Origin of the sequence: Paucibacter sp. DJ2R-2, from assembly GCF_025717675.1 — a bacterium.
Taxonomy (GTDB): domain Bacteria; phylum Pseudomonadota; class Gammaproteobacteria; order Burkholderiales; family Burkholderiaceae_C; genus Paucibacter_A.
The window spans coordinates 437,021-458,444 of the sequence record NZ_JAJIRT010000004.1 but is presented as its reverse complement, the minus strand read 5'-3'; the positions used below and the strand labels follow the sequence as shown (position 1 = coordinate 458,444).

The following is a 21,424-nucleotide window of genomic DNA, read 5'->3' as shown; positions in this document are numbered from 1 at the left end:
TGGTGAACGGCTAAGGCATCCCGCCGGCCTCTGTCCTGTTTGACAGGCTCGCAGCGTAGTCCTTTCAGCAGGATCACCTCACATCATCCACTCACGCCCCCTTTTCATGAACAAGCTCTTCTTCACCATCGCCACCCTGGTTGTCGCCTCCGCGGCTTCTGCTTGCCCTCCTGATCCAGTACGAGTTCAGAACCCGCTGGGCACAGACATCGCCAGTTGCGTTGACGGCACGGGCTTGCGCGCTGAGATGGATGTGGCGCTGTCGGGAATCTGGCAATTCCGCGCTCAATCGAAACGCACCGATGGATCAAGCCTATGCAGCTGGAACCAGAACATCAACGCGGTGGTGATCTGAGTCGCGAAGAACAAAGTCTAGTTAAACAAGGATTTAGCAAATGAAGAAAACGTTTCCTGTCCATGCGCTCGCAATCGCATGCTCTTTCATCCTCATTGCTTGCGGTGGTGGCGGGACGGGCTCCAACGAGAGCGAACGAGCTACGAGCGCAGGATCCACGAGCACGTCAGCTGCGGTTTCAAACAAGGCCCCCTTGGCTCCCCGCTTGCTGTCCGTTGCATCTACGTCTTTGATAAATCTTCAGCTCTCCTGGGACGCGGCAACAGACGACTCCACTGCTGCGAGTCAGATGACCTATGAGATCCACTCAGCTTCTGTTGATGGATTTACCCCAAACGGTGAGACGCTGGTGCAGAAGGTGGTTGGAGCAACCTCTGCCGACGTTGTGTCCCCAAAGCTACCGGCAGATACGGTCCAGTTTGTTCGAGTCGTTGCAGTGGACAAGCAGGGCCTTAAGGCCGAGAGTGAGCCTAAGTCCATCAAGATCGAGGGCATCAGAGTCAGCCCATTGCGCGCGGGCCAAGGCATACCTACGGTCTTTACTGTGCAAGGCGTTGGCCTCACCAACGATGTGACGTTTGGCCTGGAGAATTGCACGGCTACGCAGCCTCCGCTTCGGCAAACCGATACCACTGGCACAAAGTGGCAGTTCATGTGCGCCCCGACAATGGGCGGCAACTCCGCATTGAAAGGGACGCTGAAGTCGCAAGGCGTGTCACGTGCTGCAGGGTTTGTTGTCACCGCAACTGACACCGCGCCCACAAGCCTTGATGTCAAACGACTCAAGTTCACGCGGGAGCGTATCTCCCTGGCCCGAGTTCCGATCAACAACCTAAGTGGCATTGCCTTTCCCCCCGCGCTGCTCTTGAAGTGCTCGAAGGTTGAAATGCGCCGAGAGACAAAGTCCATGCATGTTCCCGAGACCACATGTGAAACGAGTTGCACCAAGAACATTTTTGGGTGGTGCCAGCCAAACTTGCCGAGTTGCACGACCACGATGGTCTTGAAAGAAGTCAGCTTTGACGTGCCCACGGCCTACATCGGCGACCAAGAGTTCACGGCCGATGTTTCGATCAACATGCCTGCCGCTGGCTTCAACCTTGATGAGATCAAGTCGGACGTCAACCAGATCATCAGTGCAAGCATTCGCAGTTCCCTCGAGAAACACGTCAACTCAGCAGTGACTCAACTCAAGGAAGGTGTTCAAGCCTGCGCAGCCAAAGCTGGCGCGCTGGCCGTGACGCGAGGTGCGATCGCCGCCTATGCGTCTGGAGGTTCTGCGGCAGTCAGTGCGGCGACTGAGACATTCGTTGCAGCTTTCAGTCCTTGCGCCAAAGTCGAAGTAGAGAAAGCGGGTGAACGCTTGTCCAACTTCTCGGAAGCGTTGAACACCATGACCGAAGGTACCAAGAAGGATGTTGAGAAGTATTTCAGCGACAAGATGAACGAAATCAAACCTCAACTCGAGTTTGGCTCGCAGTGCGGTAACTGGCATCCTCTTTGAGTTGATCGGCATCTAGCACTTGCTGACGCGGGGAGCGGGCGGCTCAGATCTGGAGTCGCCCCGTGTGCATCTCATATGGTCTTCGGCAAGATGGCCATATGAACGCCTCATCTATCATGCTCCTTGGACTTAAGCCAGAAACTTGCCCTGCATCGGCATGTCAAGAACGACTCGATCAATTCTAAAAAGCAATTGCTCATGAGCCATTTCAATCCTTTTGACAATCGGAAAAACGGCCTGACCTTAGAGCAGGCCATTGCCATCGAAAACGAAGACTTGGCTTTGGTGAAGCAAGCCCTAGAAGACTGGCATGTCGAGGGGAAGGTTAGCGCGGAACCCATCGATAAGCCGCTGCAGGGGAACGAAGGCCGGGTCTTGAGCATCGCCTTTTCGCCTGATGGGAAGCGGCTGGTTTCCGGCGGGCATGACGGGATCCTGCGACTGTGGGACGTCAAGTCCGGACAGGCCATCGGAGGACCGCTTCTTGGGCACAAAGGCGCTGTGAATAGCGTGGCCTTTTCACTCGATGGACAACGGCTGGCATCGGGGAGCGAAGACATGACCCTGCGGTTGTGGGACGCCAAGTCCGGTCAACCCATAGGATCGCCGCTTCAGGGGCACGCAGGCGCAGTCCATTGCGTGGTGTTCTCGCCCGACGGGCAGCGGCTGGTGTCGGGAAGCTCTGACAAGAGCCTGCGCCTGTGGGACGCCAAGTCCGGCAAGTCCATCCTCACGCCTTTGCAGGGGCACGATGGCTCCGTCAGGAGCGTGGCGTTTTCTCGCGATGGTCAGCGACTGGTGTCGGTGGGCCTGGACATGACACTTCGGGTGTGGCACGTGAGGACCGCTCAACCGATCGGAGCGCCGCTGCCAGGGACGCAAGGCAAAGTCACGAGCACGGCGTTTTCGCCCGACGGGCGGCGGCTGGTTTCTGGGAGCGAAGACAGGACCCTGCGGCTGTGGGACGCCGAGTCCGGTCAGCCCATAGGAGCGCCACTTCAGGGGCACGCAGGCGCAGTCCATTGCGTTTCGTTTTCGCCCGACGGGCAGCGGCTGGTGTCGGGAAGCGAAGACATGACCCTGCGGCTGTGGGACGCCGAGTCCGGTCAGCCCATAGGATCGCCGCTTCAGGGACACGCAGGAGCAGTCCATTGCGTGGCGTTTTCATCCGACGGGCAGCGGCTGGTGTCGGGAAGCTCTGACAAGAACCTGCGGCTGTGGAACGTCAAGACCGGTGAGCCGCAACGAAATTGGGTCATGTCGCGACTGATGCGCCGCTACTTCGCCGTCTTTCTCAGCCCATATTTTTTGGATGAGACAAAAGGCCCAGGAGCGAAGACAAAGCTGGTGAAGCGATCGACCAGTTTGCGCTCATGGTTTTCTACATGGTCCCATCGTCCTGACGATCACGAGGCTGCAGACGCTGGGCAAAAGGCATTTGCGAGCCTGCTCGCGCAAACCGAGCCGACAGCTCTCCAAGCGATCCGGTCCCGCATTGAGCACAACATCGCAACTTACTCAAAGCACCTTGAAGCCGAAAGCTCACCGAGTCAGCCGGTCAGAGAAACTGCATTTGAGAACTACCTGCGCGGAATGATCGTGAACCAGTTGATCTCCGCCCGACGTACCGACGCGCGTCGAGCAGGCATATTGGCGGGAGCTTACGAAGTTGAAGGCGAGTTGGAAGCGGACACCAGACAGCCCCCCGGTGACGATGAAGGGAATTCCAACGAGAAGCCTGGCGAAGACGGGAGCGATCCCGAGGAGATCGAGGCTGGCGCCACTGATTGCAACGTCGGCCCAACAGTAGCGGCCGGGACGTCATCAAATGTGGGTGACGGAGGGGAAGAGGGTGAAGAACCCGAGGAGGGTGCAGGGGGGCAGAGCGTTTGGATTGACGGCGGCGTCAGCTCTGATGTGCTGAGCAGGGAGTTCCTTCGCGCTTATGAAGCTTGCATCAAAACGCTGAGTCCTAAAGCACAAGAAATCATGCTGGCGACCCTAGACATGGGCAAGGGCGAGCACTTCGATAGTGACGCAAGCGTGATTCAAAAGGTCTTTGGAGTTAACGCAGAGAGCTTTCGGAAGACGCGGCAACGTGGATTCAAAGCTGCACTCAAGTGCTTGGAGTCCAAAGGCTTTGGGCCGGACTACTTGTCTTCTGTGGGTTCGTAAGAAAGGAACTTTTCATGACTACCCGCAACATCAATTCGCTTGATCAGTTCCTCGATCTTGCCGCGACTCACATTGCCGTCGAGCAATCAACTCAGGTCGCTGAGCAGGAGCTGGCAACTCTCAGCACCCAAGAGCAAGATCGACTTTTTCAACGCATGTGGGCGGCAACGGTGAGTACTGCCGAAGCTATCCGCGCCGAGGAGAAACAGTCGGCTGCAGCCGAGCAGCTTCAAACACACGATAGCCAATCCATGGCCGAAGTCGCCATCGCGCTAGGCAGGCTGTTCTCCGGCTTGGCCTACCACGTCGGGGCCAAGCTGGACGAGTTGATCCGGCCCGCACCGCGCCCGGAGTTCTCTCGCTTGACGCTCGGTGCGAGCTCGCTGCCAAGCGAGAAAGCAGAGTTGGACATCAAGTTTGCCAACGGCATTGTCTGCCGCCCCGACATGGCATTTCCACGCCAACCAGGCGATAAACCGCTGGGCTGGTTGTTCAAGTGCCCTGATGACGGCAAAGTGCCAGATGGGCAGGGTGGCATGTGCGACGCTCGGTCCTGCGAGTGGCGGCTGGTGTTCCGCTGTGGCGACCAGTGGATCGATGGTCCAGTGATCGGTAGCTTTGATGCTAACGGCGAGATTGAAGTGCCATTCACCGACAACGCAGTGTTCTCTGTCGATTTGGTGCCGGTGGCGGTTGAGCCGTTGGATGCGTCAACGTAGAAGGCTAGGCAAGGCTCATGGGACATGGCGCCGCAGAGCCTCGGCCTTACTTCGATCATTTTCCCGGTGGAAACTCAGGGCACGCCAGTGGCAAATCAAGCCCTTCGGCGCCCCATTCTTTGATCTCTGCTTGAGTGGGGTTGCGGCCCACCCTTTCGCAGATCCAGTCGGCCATGCCTGAGGCGGTCAGCCACAGGCGCAGGGTTTCGTCCAAACTGCCGGAGACCACCCGCCTTCCATCCGGTGAAAACGCCACGCTGGTGACCTTATTTTCATGCCCACGCATCGGCTCCCCAATAGGCCGGCCGGTCTGGGTGTCCCGCAGGCGCAGGGAGTCGCCGAAACTGCCGGAGACCACCCGCCTTCCATCCGGTGAAAACGCCACACTAAAGACCGGGTTAAAGACCGGGTGCTCAATCTCACGCATCGGCTCCCCAATAGGCCTGCCAGTCTGGGCGTCCCACAGGCGCAGGGTTGTGTCCCAACTGCTGGAGACCACCCGCGTTCCATCCGGTGAAAACGCCACGCTGGTGATACCATTTTCATGCCCTTGCATCGGCTCCCCGATGGGCCGGCCGGTCTGGGCGTCCCACAGGCGCAGGGTGTAGTCCACACTGCCGGAGACCACCCGCCTTCCATCCGGTGAAAACGCCACGCTGGTGACCTCATTTTCATGCCCACGCATCGGCTCCCCAATAGGCCGGCCGGTCTGGGCGTCCCACAGGCGCAGGGTGTTGTCCTGACTGCCGGACACCACCCGCCGTCCATCCGGTGAAAACGCCACGCTAGTCACGCGATCGGTATGCCCACGCATCGGCTCCCCGATGGGCCGGCCGGTCTGGGCGTCCCACAGGCGCAGGGTCTTGTCCTGACTGCCGGAGACCACCCGCCTTCCATCCGGTGAAAACGCCACGCTAGTCACTCGATCGGTATGCCCACGCATCGGCTCCCCGATGGGCCGGCCGGCCTGGGCGTCCCACAGGCGCAGGGTTGTGTCCCAACTGCCGGAGACCACCCGCCTTCCATCCGGTGAAAACGCCACGCTTGCCACGAGGTCGGTATGCCCTCGCTTCGGCTCCCCGATGGCCCGGCCGGTCTGGGCGTCCCACAGACGCAGGGTATTGTCCAAACTGCCACTGCCGGACACCACCCGCCGTCCATCCGGTGAAAACGCCACGCTAGTCACTCGATCGGTATGCCCACGCATCGGCTCCCCAATAGGCCGGCCGGTCTGGGCGTCCCACAGGCGCAGGGTGTTGTCATCACTGCCGGAGACGACCCGATTTCCATCCGGTGAAAACGCCACGCTAGTCACTCCATCGGTGTGTCCACGCATCGGCTCCCCTATGGGCTGGCCGGTCTGGGCGTCCCACAAACGCAGGGTCGCGTCCGCACTTCCGGACACCACCCGCGTTCCATCCGGTGAAAACGCCACGCTAGTCACGGCGCGGGTGTGCGCACGGCTCTGGCTGATCTCAAACAAGCCTTGCCTAGCGATGGCCTGCATGGCGTTCAGAATCGAGTCGCTTGTCACCGCGTCATGAGGAAGAACTCGTAAGGCAAGCGTGCGACGCAGCAGCGCCGAATGGCTGGTGTCGGCATCGACTTCGTTGGTCCAGCGCAGGGCCAGGGACTCTAAAGTGCGTCGATCCGCTTTTTGCTTGCCTTTCCATGCTTGCCATCCCGCCCATAGAGCCAGAATGGACAAGCCTAACAAGATCCAGGCACCCAGTTTCAACCGCCGGTTGCGCTGGTTCAACTTGACGGCAGCATCATCAAGTTCCTGATTTGTCTGGCTCAGGGTCTGGTTCTGCTTGGCAATCTGCTCGGCAGCTTGCTCCAGTTCGTGGTTCGCCGCTTCCACTTCTGCTTTGCGCCGTTCGAGCTCTTGATTCTTGGCCTCCATCTCCTGAAGCCTGCGTTCCTCTTCCTGGGCTTGCTCCTGCTTGCTGCGCTCAATGTGCTGCTCGCTCAAGCGCACATACTCCCGTTCCTGGGCGCCTAGCACCCCTTCTTGGTCAGATGCCCGCCTGGCATCGAGCAAGTCCCGCTCCTGCAGTAGCCATGCCTCATCCTGCTGTGTGTCCAGCCACTTGGCCCGCTGTGGCAGCAAGTGCTCTTGCCGCCACTGCAGCAACTCATCGTGCTGCCGAAGCCAATCCGTAAGCGCCGTGAAGTGGTTGAGCACCGCCTCATGCGCCACCTCGAGGTGCTCCTGCGTCCTGACGACCAAACGCGCCTGGATCCAGGGTTCCAGCAACTCTGCCTCTTGCGCACTGGCGCTCAGGGGCGCTCTGACATAGCCGCGCTGCGCTGCTGTGCTGCCCAGCGCCTTGCGTGCCATGCGCCCCAGCAAGCCCAGAACCTGACTAGCCTGCAAGGGCCGATCCTTGAGCAGGCGCTGCGCCGTGCGGTTGATGGCCCCTTGCAGCCGCCCCATCGCCTCGTAGTCCGCCTGGGTCAACCGAGTGGGTGGGGGCGGTGTCTGATTGCTGGCCGCCTGCTGGGCTTGGGCCATGCCGTAGAGCTCGTTGAGTGCGTACTGAAGCAGGGGCACGCTGGCTGGGTCCTTGGCATCGGTGCGTAGCGCGTCGAGCAAGGCTGGTTCACGCCCAACATCGGCTAGCTGGCAGGGCTTGTCGATGACCTCGAAGAGGAACTGCTGGTGTTCCCTGTCGTCGGGCGCATCCAGTTCGATCTGCTCTGGGAAGCTTTGACGCAAGGTTCTCTTGAGCCGAGAGGCGTACTCCTCTCGCACCGTGGCCAGCAGCCACACACCGGCTTGTTCCAACTGCACCAAGCACCCATCCAACTGCCGTAACAGGCCATCAACCTCCGGGCTTGCGCTCTGGACGGTCTGGCTCACCAGCTCTTCCATCTGGTCGATGGCCAGAATCCAATGGCCCGACTCCTCCCGGAGCCGCTCACCCAGAGCCCGCCCGAGCTCTGCCAAGCGGTCCTGCGGGAGGACGCAGTTCGGGAGCCAGCCTTGCCAGTGCAAAGCCAGACTTTTGGCCCACTCGGCCTCGGTGGGGCTGCTCAAGGCGGGCACTCGCCACACGGGTCGGCGCGTTGCCGTGAGCGCTTGGGGCTGCGGCAGGAAGCGGTAGCCCTTGGGGGCGGTGTACAGCACGCGCCCCAGCACCCCGGCCTTCATGAGCGAGCTCTTGCCGCTGCCGCTGTAGCCGGTGATGAGCACGCCGGGCAGGTACTTTGCGCCGGGATCCGAGGGCAGGTGCTTCAGCACTTCATCCACCGCCGTGTCCCGACCAAAGTATTGAGCTCGATGCTCAATGTCAAAGGCCAGCAGGCCCTGGAAGGGGTTGCCTGAGAACGGCGCCCTGAGCTCTTGCAGTATCTGGCGCAACCGCTGCGGCAGCAGAGGCAGTTGCCTGAGCGCGTCCAGCACGTCTTGCAACTGGCGTACCGGCACGATCACGCCTTGGCGAACCTTGTCGCCCAGCCCTACTTTCTCCAGCTCCGCCAAGTTGCCCTGCGGAACCAGGATGCGGCCGCTCTGCGCTTGACCGTGCTGCTCAAAGTAGTCCAGCGCGGCTTGCACCTTGGCAGGCACGCCACCCACTGCACGCACTTCCAGCAAGGGGTTGCGGTAGCCGTCCTGCAATTGCTTGGCGGTGCCGAACAGCTCCCCCGTGGCTGCCACCAGCGATTGGGGCTCGTCAGTGCGGTGTCCCGCACTCAAGCGGTCCATCAGCAGCATCACCGTGAAGGCCAGATCAGCGCTGGCGCCTTGCGGCGCAAGGGCCGGATCCGCCAGCGTGTAGCGCAGCCTCAGCGGCTGGCTCATCTCATCTTTGCCCGGGTAGTCGCTGGAGCGCAGCATGCGCCACACCAGAAGCGCCGCCTCGCCGCAGGAGCGCACCAAGTCATCTTGCTTGGCGTTCAGCGCACCTTCCAGACGATCCGGGGCCTCTCGCAACTCCGCTCGGTCAATCACCAGCCCCTGCGTGTCCTGGGTCTTGCGCTCCAGCAACAGCAGTACTTGTCCTGTCGGATTCCCTGGCATCAGACCCGCTCCTTTCACTCGTGCGCTTTGACCCGCGCTTGATCGCACTGGTCCTCATTTTGCCCAAGCGAGTGAGCGCAAGAACTGAACCTGGGGTCAGTCCGCCAGACCTCCATGGTGTCCTGTTTGCTGTACCGGTCGCGTAGATCTATGGAGTTTGCGACGTGGCTCTGTTGAGGCTTGTCGGCTCAGCGATGCGCACAACGCATTGCAACGGTTCAGAAACTTTTTGTAGCCATGTGTCCAGTTTGACCGCCCTCGCGGCGTAGTTCTTTCAACAGCACCACTTCACTTCTTTCACTCATTCACTCACCACAAGGAAATCTCTTCATGAACAAGCTCTTCATCGCCATCGCCGCCCTGGCTGTCGCTTCCGCTGCTTCTGCCGCCCCCAACACCAGCACCTCGGCCCAGTCCCACACCCAAGCCTCCGCCCACACCTCGAGCTCGGCGTCGACCACCGGCTTGTACACGCCCACCGCGCCGGCCCAGTACCGCCAGGCCTATGGCGACTCCCGCCCCACGGAGACCCGCCCCTACAACACCGATCGCGATGTGCAGGCCACGACCAAGTTCTCCAACAACAAGCGCTAAGGACTCAACAGTCAACACCCCATCTGCAGCAACTGTCCTGTTTAGCGAGCCCAAAGCGTAGTCATTACAGCAGCCTCACTTCGAGCCTGCGCCCCAACCCAAACCTCAGAGAGATCCCCCCATGAACACCACCCGCATCAAGCAACTCCTCGCCGCCACCGCCATCGCCACGCTCGCAGCCCTGCCGGGCGTCAGCAACGCCGCCACCTACTACAACCCCTACAACGGCCTGTGGTACGGCAACGTCTGCCAAGGCACCTACGGCTGGGTCTGGATCGGCTACCAGCCGATCGGCAACAACTGCTACGACCCCCGCATCGGCTGGGGTGTGGTGAACGGCTAAGGCATCCCGCCAGCCTCTGTCCTATTTGACCGGCTCGCAGCGTAGTTCCTTCAGCAGCCTCACTTCGAGCCCGCGCCCCAACCCGAACCTCAGAGAGATCCCCCCATGAACACCAAGCGCATCAAGCAACTTCTCGCCGCCGCCTCCATCGCTGCCATCGCGGCATTGCCCACGGCCAGCAATGCGGCGACTTACCTCAACCCCTACAACGGCCTGTGGTACGGCAACGTCTGCCAAGGCGCCTACGGCTGGGTCTGGATCGGCTACCAGCCGATCGGCAACAACTGCTACGACCCCCGCATCGGCTGGGGCGTGGTGAACGGCTAAGGCATCCCGCCGGCCTCTGTCCTGTTTGACAGGCTCGCAGCGTAGTCCTTTCAGCAGGATCACTTCACATCATCCACTCACGCCCCCTTTTCATGAACAAGCTCTTCATCGCCATCGCCGCCCTGGCTGTCGCTTCCGCTGCTTCTGCCGCCCCCAACACCAGCACCTCGGCCCAGTCCCACACCCAAGCCTCCGCCCACACCTCGAGCTCGGCGTCGACCACCGGCTTGTACACGCCCACCGCGCCGGCCCAGTACCGCCAGGCCTATGGCGACTCCCGCCCCACGGAGACCCGCCCCTTCAACACCGATCGCGATGTGCAGGCCACAACCAAGTTCTCCAACAACAAGCGCTAAGCGCTCAGCCGACAACTACAGACCAACGTACCCAGCAGGCCTGCCACTTGACGCGAATCGTCCATGCGGACCTTTAAAGCCTGCAGGCCAAACCATGCCCATTTTTTCTGGATTCTCAACATGCCCGCCTCGTCGTTGACTGAGCTCAAACTGTCCCACTTACGCTGCCTTGGGCTGGGTGACCGCACCTTGGAAGTTTGGCGCGAAGTTCTTGATCGCGGAGATTCATTGAAGGTCATTGCTCGACGGCAGCATCGCGCTGTGGTTACGGTCAAGTACCACATTCGCAAAGGGCTCCATGCCCTAGATGTCAACAACCAGCGCTGTGCTTTGATCGCGCTCGAAGCGGTTGCACTTGCAAGCCCAGAATACTCAGCCGGTCAGCCTAGAACTCCAGCTCCTTCTCTTGCCACAGCTCACCTCGCACATACCAAAAACACGCCCGCCTCAGACGTCTGAACAATCCAATGCATGAAGAGACATCCACAAACGGAGGGCAGTCTGACCACCTTCTCGATCGAACCACAACAGACTTTGCAATTCAGCGAGCGACTGACGTAGCTGACAGGGAACTTGCAGCGCTCATCGCTGAAGAGAGGGAGCAAATTTTCCAATCCATATGGTCGGCAACAGCGCGCGCTGCAGAGGTGGCTCAAACACGAGTTCGGGCATCGGGGCATGCCCAGAGCAGTGCCCCGAAACTCACTTAATGCGACTGATATTGTCGATTGAGTACCTACAGGACGCGATCTCGGCTGCAAACTTTCGACATGAACGATTGATCTGTTGTTGATCAATGTGTGGCTCGCTACAAGCCCAGCTCTTGAGCCGTGAGCACGATCACATCTAACAGCGGCTTGTACTTGTCGTCAAACGGGCAGTTGACGAAGACCTTAACGTCATACCCATGAGGTTTCACAAACGACAAAACCATCAGATGAGAGCCATCGCTGACAGCAACTTGCGGCGATCATCATCCTTGATCTGGCGCGGTGCCTCAGACGCCGGCAGTGACGAATGCCCGGAAACCTGCCCACGAGCTTGGTGCGCGTGAAGCCCTGCTCCTGCAACTCGAATATGGATTCTTCTCCTTGTCGGCATCGGCAGGAGCAGGCGCCCGCGACTTCGGCGGTTCCGCTTTGCCCTCGACGGCAGCGGTTTTGGCTGTGTGGTGATGATAGACGGTCGATCTCACTTGTCTGCACATTGCTATGCTCTGACAGCCCGTCGTGCCTCGAGGCCCGGGGCTTGCAATCAGCGTTGGTAAGTGTCCAATCATGTGTGTGTTGGAGCAGAAGTTCAGGAGGCTCGCGATGACGACGCCATCGGAAAGGGTGCGCGCCTTACACCTCGGCTCAGAGTTGCTGGTGTGCATACATGCAGACGCTGCCGTGGCCCCTCAGAGTCGCGAGCTGGCAGCGGCCCTCATTGATCGCTTCCCGAATTGTCAGAAGTGGTCGGCGCACACTGAAGTACAGCCGTTGCCGCCATCTTTGGCTGAGACCGAGGTCATCTTTGAAGCCGGCGTGCTGTTCGAGTCGCTGGCCGGTGTTGGCCGCATGGGGAGCGAGACAGCCAACCTGTGGAGAACTGTCATGCGGCATTACCCAGGGTCAAAGGATGGTTGCCGCAGCCCTGAGCAAGTGTGGCGCTTGTTCCGGCAAGACCCATTTGGGCGTCTAACCTAGCATCGAACGATGGTGCTGAAGGTAAATGGCTTTGGCCTCTCCGTGCATGCCGGTCAAGTCACATACTAAGACCGCGAGACTGTGGTCCATGGGGCGTGGGTTCTGGCCCACCCTTAACTCCGTGCCCAGTGCGGGAAGTCGGCGCAGATTGTGTTCGTCGTTCTCCCAGTCCGTCGTTTGGATCTCAACTCTTTGAGCTTGCGCACGATGACCTCGACATGCGCAAGTGGTACGGACAGGGTGTGCTACCCCCTAAGGGAGAGTTTCAGACTCCCAATCTCCGCGAATGGCCTTGGGGAGTCACTAAGCCCGAACTGAGCCTCGCAATTGCTGCCGCTCTGGCGCGAGAGTGTCCATTCGTGTCCACAGTTGCAGGTCGCCTTGTACCCAAGACTCGAGGACCTGATGTTTTGCCCCGGAACTTCTGAGCTGCACAGCCGGCAAGTTCCGATCAGCTTGGCCAATTCCAGCGCGTTGACCAATGCCCGTTTCGTATCAGCAGTCGCAGTGCTGGCATCTAAGGTCGCTTCTTTCAACTTCCTAGAAGCCGAGCCCGCAAGAATCAGCATGCTTCGCCCTTGACTCACGATAGTGCCTTCGCCGGCCTCTTGCAGCGCGAGAGCAAGTCCCGTAGGCACGGGCTCCACCTTGAAAGGCCATTGCCTGGCGAGCTGAGAAAGCAACCACGACTCGACGGCAAACCGTACACGCTCAACCCCATAGAACTCCATCGGATTGAGGACGCTGTCGCCGCCGCACTGATCTTCGTCTCCGCGTCGCCTCTCTGGCATACAGAAGACCACCAAACGATCCGGCTTCTGCTGCGACCAATCGCGATGACCTCTCATGCCTGGCACCAACCAGAGCAAAGCCGGACCCCGCTGTTCATGGGTATCTAGAGCTAAAACCCATTCGTCGCCACTTTGCTTGGCTGACAGCTTCCAGGGGCCGAAACTCCAGCTTCCATCGGCGTTCGGCGCAAGCAGGCGGATTTCACCGAGAGCATGCCGGAGCAGCAGCTCCACATAGCGCCTATGACGTTCTCCGCGCTGTCGCTCTTCCTCGAACCGCTGAGTCGGTGAAGCCCCGCCCGCCGAATCTGCTGCATGCGCCAACAACCAGAGGGGCCGCAAATGCAAGTAATGCGGATCATGGCGGAGGATGTTGGTGTCGCGCAGCATCATTGGGATCTGCCGCGTCATCGGTACAGCCTTTGCGACATCGCTGCACAGCAACTGCCGCACTCGGCCAAGCAGGGATTGCAGTACTTGGCGCGTTTGAGTCACCAATTGGCCCGCGCTCTGCTGATCTTCGAATGATCGTCCCCAGAGTGCGCATAGGGCGTTGCGCAGCCGATAGTGCAAGCGATCGGCTTCTTGCAGCCCCTTGGCCGCGTCATGACTGGCTTCTAAGGACATTAGGTCCGTCACTCGCCTGTCCAGCCACTTCCGCAGTTGCTCCAGCAAACGTACAAACACAACGTTCTCATAGATCGCCAACTCGTCTTCGCTGACCTCAGCCTTAAGTCGTGATGGCACCACGCCAGTAATGTCGCGCCGATGCCAGTCTTCCGAGTGCGAGGCCAATCGCGTGAGCATGTCCGGCGCCAAGCGTTTGGCACGAGACACGGGAAGGACCTCAGCGTCATAGCGCATGTCCATTCGGGGGCGGCGAGCAATGTGATCGAGATGTCCCGTGTCCAGGGTTTCTCGCAGCATGCGCTCCAGCTTGTGCAACTCGGCCATCTCGTCAAGCTGCGCAGGCATGACAGGCGACGGAAGGACGCCGTGCCCAGCACCGTCTATCTGCCGGACCACGTCTCGCAGCGCATGGTCGATCACCCCATCTGGTCGTTCAGGATCCTGCTCCATAGAGGGTTGCTTGAAAACAAGCGGGGGTTGCGCTGTCAGTCCGTGGCCTGCCAGCGCGCAGCGGCTGCTGCCGTCGCTCCACAGCACCTCACCCTTCGCTACCTCAATGCAGCCATTGAGCACCACCGGCTGCATCAGACGAAAGCGGCCGGGTTCGACAATGTCGGGCAACTCCACTTCGATACCGTCGTAGCGATCGAAGACCTTCATCAGCCGCGTCGCTCCAGACGTTGGACATCTCGCTGAATAGCTTGCAGGCAACGCGTTGGTTCCTTCTCCAACCCACAGTCTTTCCATAGTTTCAGCAGTGCGTCCTGGACCTGGAGAAGGTCCTCGGGCTTGACGTCATAGCGGCCAGTGACCTTGCCCTCGCGGAACATGCGGCTAGCCAGCAAATGGTCAAGTGCCAGATCATCTGAGCCACCCGCCTCCATCACGACCGGCACGAAACGCAGCATCTGGCGTTCCAGCCGGTTGCCCCAGCCAAGCGCGAATCGCTCGCTGAGAAGACTGGTGAGACCGCTGGAATTGACACGCTTGACCAATTTACCTACGTGCTGTGCATGCTTCTTGCATGCTGCGTCGAAGCCATTCGTTAGGCTGTCAACACTCCATGGTGATGGGTTACGCGGCCTGGGAAGCCTCTCGCCATGCTCCTCCTGCTTTGGCAAGTCCAGCACAAAGGCCCGGTCGTGGGTCTTGTCAGCAAAGGCGTTGGTAGTTTCGTCCTGGTTCGCGGTACCGATGAACCATAGGTTCGATGGCAGCAGGATGTCCCGCCCTTCGCGCAACATGGCAGGAGCCTGAGCGGGCGCGGTTTCCAACAGACGTATCCAGCGTTTGTCTTGTCCCATCTCCATGGTCGAGAGGAAGTCGGCGAAGTACTGCTCCGGCCGCGAAAGATTCATCTCGTCGAGCAGCACGATGTGCATCAGATCGCGGTAAGCAGCCGTCTGCGCCTGGTACAGGGCCTGCAGCGTCTCGCGTTCGTAGTAGCGCTTCTCGAAGGCGTTGTAGTGGCCGAGCACATCGGCACGGTCGCGCCATCCAGCTTGCACCGGCACTCGGGTGAGCTTGCCGCCAACGGCATCGGCGAACGCTACAGCCAGGGTCGTCTTGCCAGTGCCACTGATCCCCTGAAAGATATGCAATTGGCTCATGGCCAAGCCGCCCAGGAAAAGCTGCAGCTCCTCTTTGCGGAAGTGCAGCACCTTGCGAGGTTCTGAGTACGCAATCCGCACCTGCAACTCATCCACAAACTGCCCCAGACTCTCGGGCACCGGCTCGGTGACGACTGGTTTGTTGAAGTCCCTGTCCATGCGCGTGAGTTCGGGGAACACGGACTCGTGCTGCTGACGGTCCACCAGTTCCTTGACGTCGCCCTGGAGTTGAACCACTGCCTTCTGCAACAAGGTGCGGTTGCTCTCCATTACCTGGCGTGTCGCTTCCCAGTCCTCGCGCTCGGTGACGCTACGTTTCCACTGTGATTCGCGGCGACGCAAGTCGTACAGTTCAGCCTCGGCCGAGTCCAGACGCTCCTGCAGGTCGTCACGCTCGCGGCGAAGGCGGTCCCCGTCCTCCTGGGAACGGCTGGCCAGAAGGTCCTGGACGCGGCGGTCGAGTTCCCGGTTGGTCAGGTGCAGCGTCTCGATTTCCTCGACCAGGCGCTGCGGATTTCCCCGCGACAACTCGCGCAAATCCTTCAGTTCATCGAGCTCCTGCTGCAACGAATCGATCTTGTCATGCAGCTTTCCTGCCTTCTCTTGGCTGCGCTGGAGCTTGGCCCTCATGTCATCGACATCGCGCTGAGATTCGGCGCGAATATCGCTTTCCAACGTTTTGCGTCGTTCCAGTAACAATTGCGCGTCTAACTGCTGTTGGCGCTCGCTTTGCTCCTGCTTTTCGCGCCGCTCCAGCAGGTCCATTTCAATCTGCTGCAGTTGCTGGTGGCGCGCACGTGCTCTGACTTGGATCTGCTCGGCATCTGCGCGCGCCTGCTCTAGCAGCTGACAGCGCTGCACGTCGATCTCTGCTGGCAGCCTATCGCGCCGTGCTTCCAGTTCTGCCACTTGTTGGCGCAGCACTGCCAGTGACTGTTCCCGTTCTGCGACCAGCCCTCCGCGCAGCTCTGCCTCGCGCTGGACCAGCTCGACTTCCCGTTTCACCAACGAGTGCCGCTGCGCTTCTTGCTCTATTCCCTTGTCTTCCTGCGTCCGCCGCGTGGCCTCGATTTCCTCTCGCTCCATCTTGGAATCGGCAAGCTGCTGCTCCACTTTGCGGCGAAGCTCATCCAGATGGCCTCTGGCATCGTCCAGGTCAAGCTGCTTTCTTTCTCCGTCTGCTTCGATTTTCAAGCGGGTGGCTTCCGCACGCTCGCAGGCTTCTTTGAGCTGCGTACCCCAGCTGGCAAAGCGGTCGATCACTCCAACGAAGCGCTGTTGCTCCGACTGGGGAAGGTGCTGCGCCAGATCCTTGACCAGTGATTCGTCCCAATCGGGTGGTTCTTCACCTATCAACGGTGCCGTCTGCGCCACCGTCGCCAATAGACGCGATATGACCGCGCTCGGTGCCGGTGCCGCAGCTTGCCCGGCAACAGCTGCTCCCGAGGTGCGCTGTGGCGCTACGAACTTGTTGTTCTTCTTTCCCAAGATATTTACTCCTCCCTGAACCAAGGTTCGAACTGTCTATGCCATGCGATGGCAAAGCTCGCCATCTCAAGCACATCGTTGCCATGCAGGCGGTTTCCGCTCGCATGGCTCCCTTTATTTCGCGTGTCGACCAACGCCAGCAAGCGTTCCCATTGCAGGCTTCCAGCAGGCAGGCGCCGCATCGGGTGGTCTGCATGGCGACCCGTACAAAGCAGTGCTGCAAACAGCAACGCCTTGAATGCACTACCGTCTAGTTGCAAGGCGTGCTGCACCTGCCTGGACCCTTGTCCGCTGAGCACGCCGATGGGTCCGGCCTCAATCCTCTGCGGCAGCGGAAGCTGCCGCAACAGTTCCCCAGCCTGGGCGCGGCCGCTCCAGTGCGGAGGCGCGGCATCTGCGGGCCAGGGCCAGCGCTCGAGCAAGCGCATCACAGTCGCCTCCAGGAGGGATGCGCTTTCCTGAGTCAGGGCAGACAAATCTTCTGGCTGCAGCCGGCCATCCCCTTGCCTTTGCTGCTCGAGTCGTTCGCGCAGGCGCAGCACACGGCCCATGTGTTCCCGCATCAGCGCGTTACCGGGGTGATGCAGGTGCGGCATGCCCACCAACTCAAGCTCTGTCCGATGCTCCAGGTGCTGTAGCCACTGTGCTGGTGAATCGCACTGCGTTCCATCGTCCGGCAAGAGGCGGACAATGCGTTGTGCCAGCATTGGCAACTCGTGCAGACGGGCCTGAAGCAACTCTCGCAGCCAGCGTGCCGCCGGCGTTAGCTGCCATGGATCGCTCACCAGCCAGGGTTGTGGGTCGCCCTCGTTGACATAGATGTCGCACCAGACCCAGGCCGGCATCGGCTCGTCGCCCAGCAACTCAATATCCTCGCTCCCCAGATCCGCCAGCTGACCGCCATCCCCCTGTGCGGCACGAGCGCGCGCGCGCTCACACAGTCGCCACGCCTGCAGCAATGCGTGGCGGTCAGCCTGTCCATGCTTGTCATGTCGCGGCGCTTGCAGCACGAAAGGCTTCAACTGCTTGCCGCTGTCGCGGTCGAACGAAAACTGCGGGGATTCCGTTAGGCTGCCATCACGTGGCAGGATCTCAGGCAATTCACGACTCACGCGCGGCAACCAGTTTCCGGACCAGGCATCCTGGAAAGCGTACTGCTGCGACAGTCGCGGCGCGCGCCCAGCCTCGCCGGTCAGCATCCGTTGCCCTTCGGGGGTCACCCGTCCCGCGTGGTCCACGAAGCCAAAGGGCTCCAGTTCCTGAGCCAGGACATAGGCCACCAGGTCCGGATCGAGCTCCAGCATCTGGGCAACCTGCATGCGATCTCGGACTCCGGCGTGCAACAGGCCGAGGATCCCCTCCTGGAACACGTTGAGGCGCAATTGAGCTTCGGGCGCCAGCACCGTCCACACCTTCACAGGCCACAGCAAAGCCAGAGTACGGCCTCGCCTGCGGAAGCGCTCGTCCCACCGCAAATAGCGCTCAGGCAGCGACATGGCGCACCTCCTCAAGGCAAAGGTCCATGAGCGCGCACATCTCGGGTACGGCTGCTTGTGCAGCCTCACCATCGAACATGGCGCGGTCGCCGACGGCCAGCAGCAGCCGGCGCTGGCGGCTCATCGCCACGTTGAGGCGATTCGATGAACGCAGGTGCCCGTAGCGGCGACTGGCCGCTTTTTCCCACTCAGCATCGTTGTCGCCATCGGGAAGGCCTAGCGGTGAGGCGTTGCTACGCACAACGGATAGCAGCACCACGTCGAACTCCTTGCCTTGGAAAGCGTCGACGGTGCCAATGCGCAGCCGCTCCGCGCAGCTTGCATTGGATGCGTGTTCCGGCCGCACTCTCCAGCCGGATTCACTTCGCTCTGCCAGGTCCAATCTTGCCAAGGCCTCGAAGATGGCATCGCGTTGAGCGGCGTAGAACGTAATGACGCCGACGCTTGCCTCATCAGGCAGTACATCCAGAATCCGCTTCACTTCAGTGGCCACACGTCGCGCTTCGGCCGGACGATGGCGACTGGTGCCGCTACGCTCGTCTCCGCCTTGCGCAGCTGGCACATCCAGCCATGCGCTCACAGCGTCGCCATAGCCGGGCACTTGCAAGGTGAAGTCCTCTGCCTTGCGGCCTGATTGAACTCTTCCCAGACCAGCTGCCTCGTAGAAGTGCCGGCTGACAAAGTCACCGAGCCGCGGATGCATGCGGAACTGAGTGTCGAGCATCACCACTCGCGGATAGCCGTCGCTTTGCTCCCGCCGTTTGAGCTGCCGCCACAACCGCTCAAACAGACTGCTGCGATAGGTATCGCTGTCGGCCTGGTCGCCGCGCTCGGCGCGAATCTCCTCCTCGATTTCGGCATCCAGCAGGTGAGGCAACTGCCTGTGGTCGCCCACCAGCACAATGCGCCGCCGTGCCATGGCCATCGGCACGAAAAGATCCAGCGGATTGGCACGCGCTGCCTCGTCGATGATGACGCTGTCAAACTGGATCCCTCCCGGCGCATCTGCCACGACGTTTTTGAGCCGACTCATGGGCATGCTGGCGGCCTGCTGGCAGGTTGCGCCGACGATGCTGCTGTAGTTCTCAACAGCTCGTTGGATCCAACTGGGATGTGCGGCAAAGGCATCGCGGTAGCGCTCCAGCACGCCGAAGCGTCCGTGCCTGCCCGCAGCGACCTTGTCGGCCAGTTCACGTCTCAGTTGCAGCAGCAAGGCCTGGGCCTGCTCATCGAGGCGATCTCTCATGGCTGCTGGCCTGGGGTCTGGGCGCAGGCGGTCGAGCAGCCGGTCACGCAGTGCCGCGAGTTCCGAGATTGTTGTGGGAACCCCTGTCTGAATGGCGGTCTCGCGAAGCAGTGCCTTGTCTGCCGCATCCAGCATTCCGGGTACATCCAGCAGCAAGCCCAGGACGCGGCGCGCCTGCCGTGGGCCGTCGTCCTCGAAGGAGCAAACTTGCGTCCGCAACGAACGCACTGCACGCGTCAGCTGCAGCCTCCGATCGGCAGCAAGCTCCATACCTTTCGTGGCACCCGGCTCACACCCCTCTACTCGGTAGGCTTCCCATTCGGTCTGCCAGCGCGAACTTGGCTGGATGCGTGCCCCATCCTTCAGCGCTGCCAGCAGCTCATCAAGCTCCTGGAACAGAGCGGAATGTTTTGCGGGTGGCGCACCCAGAACCAGAAGGCGGTTGAGGAGTCCACTGAAGCGGCGCAGCAGCGGCTGTACCGGTTCGTCTTGCTCCATGCCCACCAGGCGCGCATCGAGTTGCTGCAGCCGCACTTTGCGCCACTGCTCCACAGGGTCTGTGCCTTCGCGTCGGTTGGAGCCGCCTATCTTCACCGCCGGCAATCCAAGCACATTGGTGCGCTCCAGCGCGTTCTCCACCGCGTCATGCTGGAAGCTCGAGACCAAGACCTGGTGCGCCAGCGAGCCGCCTTCGCCGAGCTCCGCCAAGCGTCGCTCTAGTGCTGCGATGACTTGGGTCTTGCCCGTGCCAGGCGGCCCGATGACCAGCGCCACGTCCGGTGTATTCAGGGCAACCTCCAGCGCCTCTTTCTGGCGCGGCGTGGGGCTGCCGCCTTTAAAGCTCTGGCGCGCATAGGGAGTGAGCGCAGGCAGCCCCGAGGGGCGCACCGTGGGCGTGGGCAAGTCCTGCAGCAGCATGCGCAAGGACTTCACACCCAGTCCGGCCTCAATGCTCTGCCGAGCACGCCATCGCCGCTCCTGCTGCGTGCGGTTGCCTGCCAATGACAGGAAGACGAAGCCGGACTCCCTGGGTTGAACGTTGCCATCCCCCTCGAGTACCAGACGTCCGTGGTCCCAACGAGGGCGGCCGCGGAACAAGCGGCGCTTGTCGCGCTGCCCAAGGTCTGTGTAGAGTTCGCTGTCCCAGGCCGGCGAGTCCTCGTCGACCTCCAACTGGTCGTCTTGGGTGCAAAGTTCCTGCCAACGCTTCTTGAAGGTCAGCAGCGCTTCCGGCTGCGCTTGCAACCTCCAGCCGCCCCCTTCATCGCTGGCGGGCTCACAGCCGCTGTAGCGCAATGCCCCCAAATTGGCGGCGCGCTGCACATCGCGCTCCCATTCTTTCTGGCCGTAGAGTTTCCAAAGCTCCAGGTAAGTGTTGAAGCCGGTCAAGGCCGCATCCATCGCTGCCCGCTCTCCGTCATCCTGAGCGTGGATCCCTTGCAGAACATCGGCGAATTGCACGTCGCCTTCCACGAGCACAAAAGCTTGGAGTGCCGTGCGTTGGCGACGCGAGACGCGCTCTACCAGCAGTGCCTGCCCATCGTCGCGCCTAAGGTCCACCACATGGTGGCGGCCGATGAGCTGCATTTGTTGCCGGTCCATACGGACGTGATGTGTCATGAAAGCCCGTGTAGGAGCCCCGGCTTCGGTCGGGCATAGGAACTCGTCCGCCAACCATGTGACGGCGTCAGCGACCTCAGGGCGAGCGATCAACTTGATCTGGTGCAATTGGTCGGCCACACGCTGGTCAACACCCAGCACCAGTTCGCCCTCCGCGGTGTAGCGTTGCATCGGTGCAAGGCATTGCAGCCACACCCGGTCCGACTTGATGCGGGCCAGCAGCCAAAGTGCATCCTGGTTTTGAGCCAGGAATTCCAGCGAACGTGAATCTGCAGCGGGCTCCAGCGTGGCAACCTGCTCTTCCTGACGCAAGAGAAAATCCTCTCCGCGCAGTCGCAGCACGGCCTCAAGGCCGGGCTGCCATTCACTCGGGTCGAATGCGCGGCTGACCACGCGTGCTGCCAGCAAGTCTTTGCCCAGCAGTGGCGATTCATGCAGTTTCATTTCAGTGCTTC

At 60.9% G+C, this 21,424-nt stretch carries 13 protein-coding genes; 8 read left to right on the top strand and 5 right to left on the bottom strand.

Annotated features, from left to right (window positions below; translation table 11 throughout):
• The first annotated feature begins 106 nt into the window (after nucleotides 1–106).
• From LNV28_RS13340 to LNV28_RS13325, 4 genes are all read left to right on the top strand, one after another.
• Nucleotides 107–355 (top strand): hypothetical protein, encoded by a 249-nt coding sequence (locus tag LNV28_RS13340; protein WP_263568983.1) that lies wholly within the window; start codon nucleotides 107–109, stop codon nucleotides 353–355.
• Between the two features lie 40 nt (nucleotides 356–395).
• Entirely contained in the window at nucleotides 396–1,859 is a 1,464-nt protein-coding gene (locus LNV28_RS13335; protein WP_263568982.1) for a fibronectin type III domain-containing protein, read from the top strand.
• Nucleotides 1,860–1,982: 123 nt separating this feature from the next.
• Nucleotides 1,983–4,034, top strand: coding sequence for a WD40 repeat domain-containing protein (locus LNV28_RS13330; RefSeq protein ID WP_263568981.1), 2,052 nt, complete (start codon nucleotides 1,983–1,985; stop codon nucleotides 4,032–4,034).
• 14 nt (nucleotides 4,035–4,048) lie between these two features.
• Entirely contained in the window at nucleotides 4,049–4,753 is a 705-nt protein-coding gene (locus LNV28_RS13325) for a hypothetical protein (protein ID WP_263568980.1), read from the top strand.
• Nucleotides 4,754–4,808: 55 nt separating this feature from the next.
• On the opposite strand, the gene LNV28_RS13320 is transcribed toward LNV28_RS13325, so the two are convergent.
• A complete protein-coding gene (locus LNV28_RS13320; RefSeq protein ID WP_263568979.1) occupies nucleotides 4,809–8,780 on the bottom strand; it encodes an nSTAND1 domain-containing NTPase in 3,972 nt (1,323 codons plus the stop codon).
• 330 nt (nucleotides 8,781–9,110) lie between these two features.
• Between LNV28_RS13320 and LNV28_RS13315 the strand changes: the two genes are divergently transcribed.
• The 4 genes from LNV28_RS13315 (at nucleotide 9,111) to LNV28_RS13300 (ending at nucleotide 10,400) form a co-directional block, all read left to right on the top strand.
• The gene (locus LNV28_RS13315; RefSeq protein ID WP_263568978.1) at nucleotides 9,111–9,374 is read left to right on the top strand and encodes a hypothetical protein; all 264 of its coding nucleotides are present in this window, start codon (nucleotides 9,111–9,113) and stop codon (nucleotides 9,372–9,374) included.
• A gap of 121 nt (nucleotides 9,375–9,495) precedes the next feature.
• Complete coding sequence (locus tag LNV28_RS13310; protein WP_263568977.1) at nucleotides 9,496–9,717, top strand: hypothetical protein; 222 nt, start codon at nucleotides 9,496–9,498, stop codon at nucleotides 9,715–9,717.
• 105 nt (nucleotides 9,718–9,822) lie between these two features.
• Nucleotides 9,823–10,044 carry a hypothetical protein gene (locus tag LNV28_RS13305; protein ID WP_263568976.1) on the top strand — a complete coding sequence of 74 codons (222 nt, stop codon included), beginning with the start codon at nucleotides 9,823–9,825 and terminating at the stop codon, nucleotides 10,042–10,044.
• A gap of 92 nt (nucleotides 10,045–10,136) precedes the next feature.
• Nucleotides 10,137–10,400, top strand: coding sequence for a hypothetical protein (locus LNV28_RS13300; protein ID WP_263568975.1), 264 nt, complete (start codon nucleotides 10,137–10,139; stop codon nucleotides 10,398–10,400).
• Nucleotides 10,401–12,333: 1,933 nt separating this feature from the next.
• Here the strand turns inward: LNV28_RS13300 and LNV28_RS13295 are convergent.
• Genes LNV28_RS13295 through LNV28_RS13280 form a run of 4 tightly spaced genes read right to left on the bottom strand, consistent with a single transcriptional unit; the run spans nucleotide 12,334 to nucleotide 21,413 of the window.
• Nucleotides 12,334–14,169: a hypothetical protein gene (locus LNV28_RS13295; protein ID WP_263568974.1), complete on the bottom strand. Its 1,836-nt coding sequence runs from the start codon at nucleotides 14,167–14,169 to the stop codon at nucleotides 12,334–12,336.
• Nucleotides 14,169–16,607: a hypothetical protein gene (locus LNV28_RS13290; protein WP_263568973.1), complete on the bottom strand. Its 2,439-nt coding sequence runs from the start codon at nucleotides 16,605–16,607 to the stop codon at nucleotides 14,169–14,171. The genes LNV28_RS13295 and LNV28_RS13290 overlap by 1 nt, the downstream gene beginning before the upstream one ends.
• Nucleotides 16,608–16,612: 5 nt before the next feature.
• Nucleotides 16,613–18,103, bottom strand: coding sequence for a hypothetical protein (locus LNV28_RS13285; RefSeq protein WP_263568972.1), 1,491 nt, complete (start codon nucleotides 18,101–18,103; stop codon nucleotides 16,613–16,615).
• Nucleotides 18,090–21,413, bottom strand: coding sequence for a DEAD/DEAH box helicase (locus LNV28_RS13280; protein WP_263568971.1), 3,324 nt, complete (start codon nucleotides 21,411–21,413; stop codon nucleotides 18,090–18,092). The genes LNV28_RS13285 and LNV28_RS13280 overlap by 14 nt, the downstream gene beginning before the upstream one ends.
• Nucleotides 21,414–21,424: the final 11 nt, after the last annotated feature.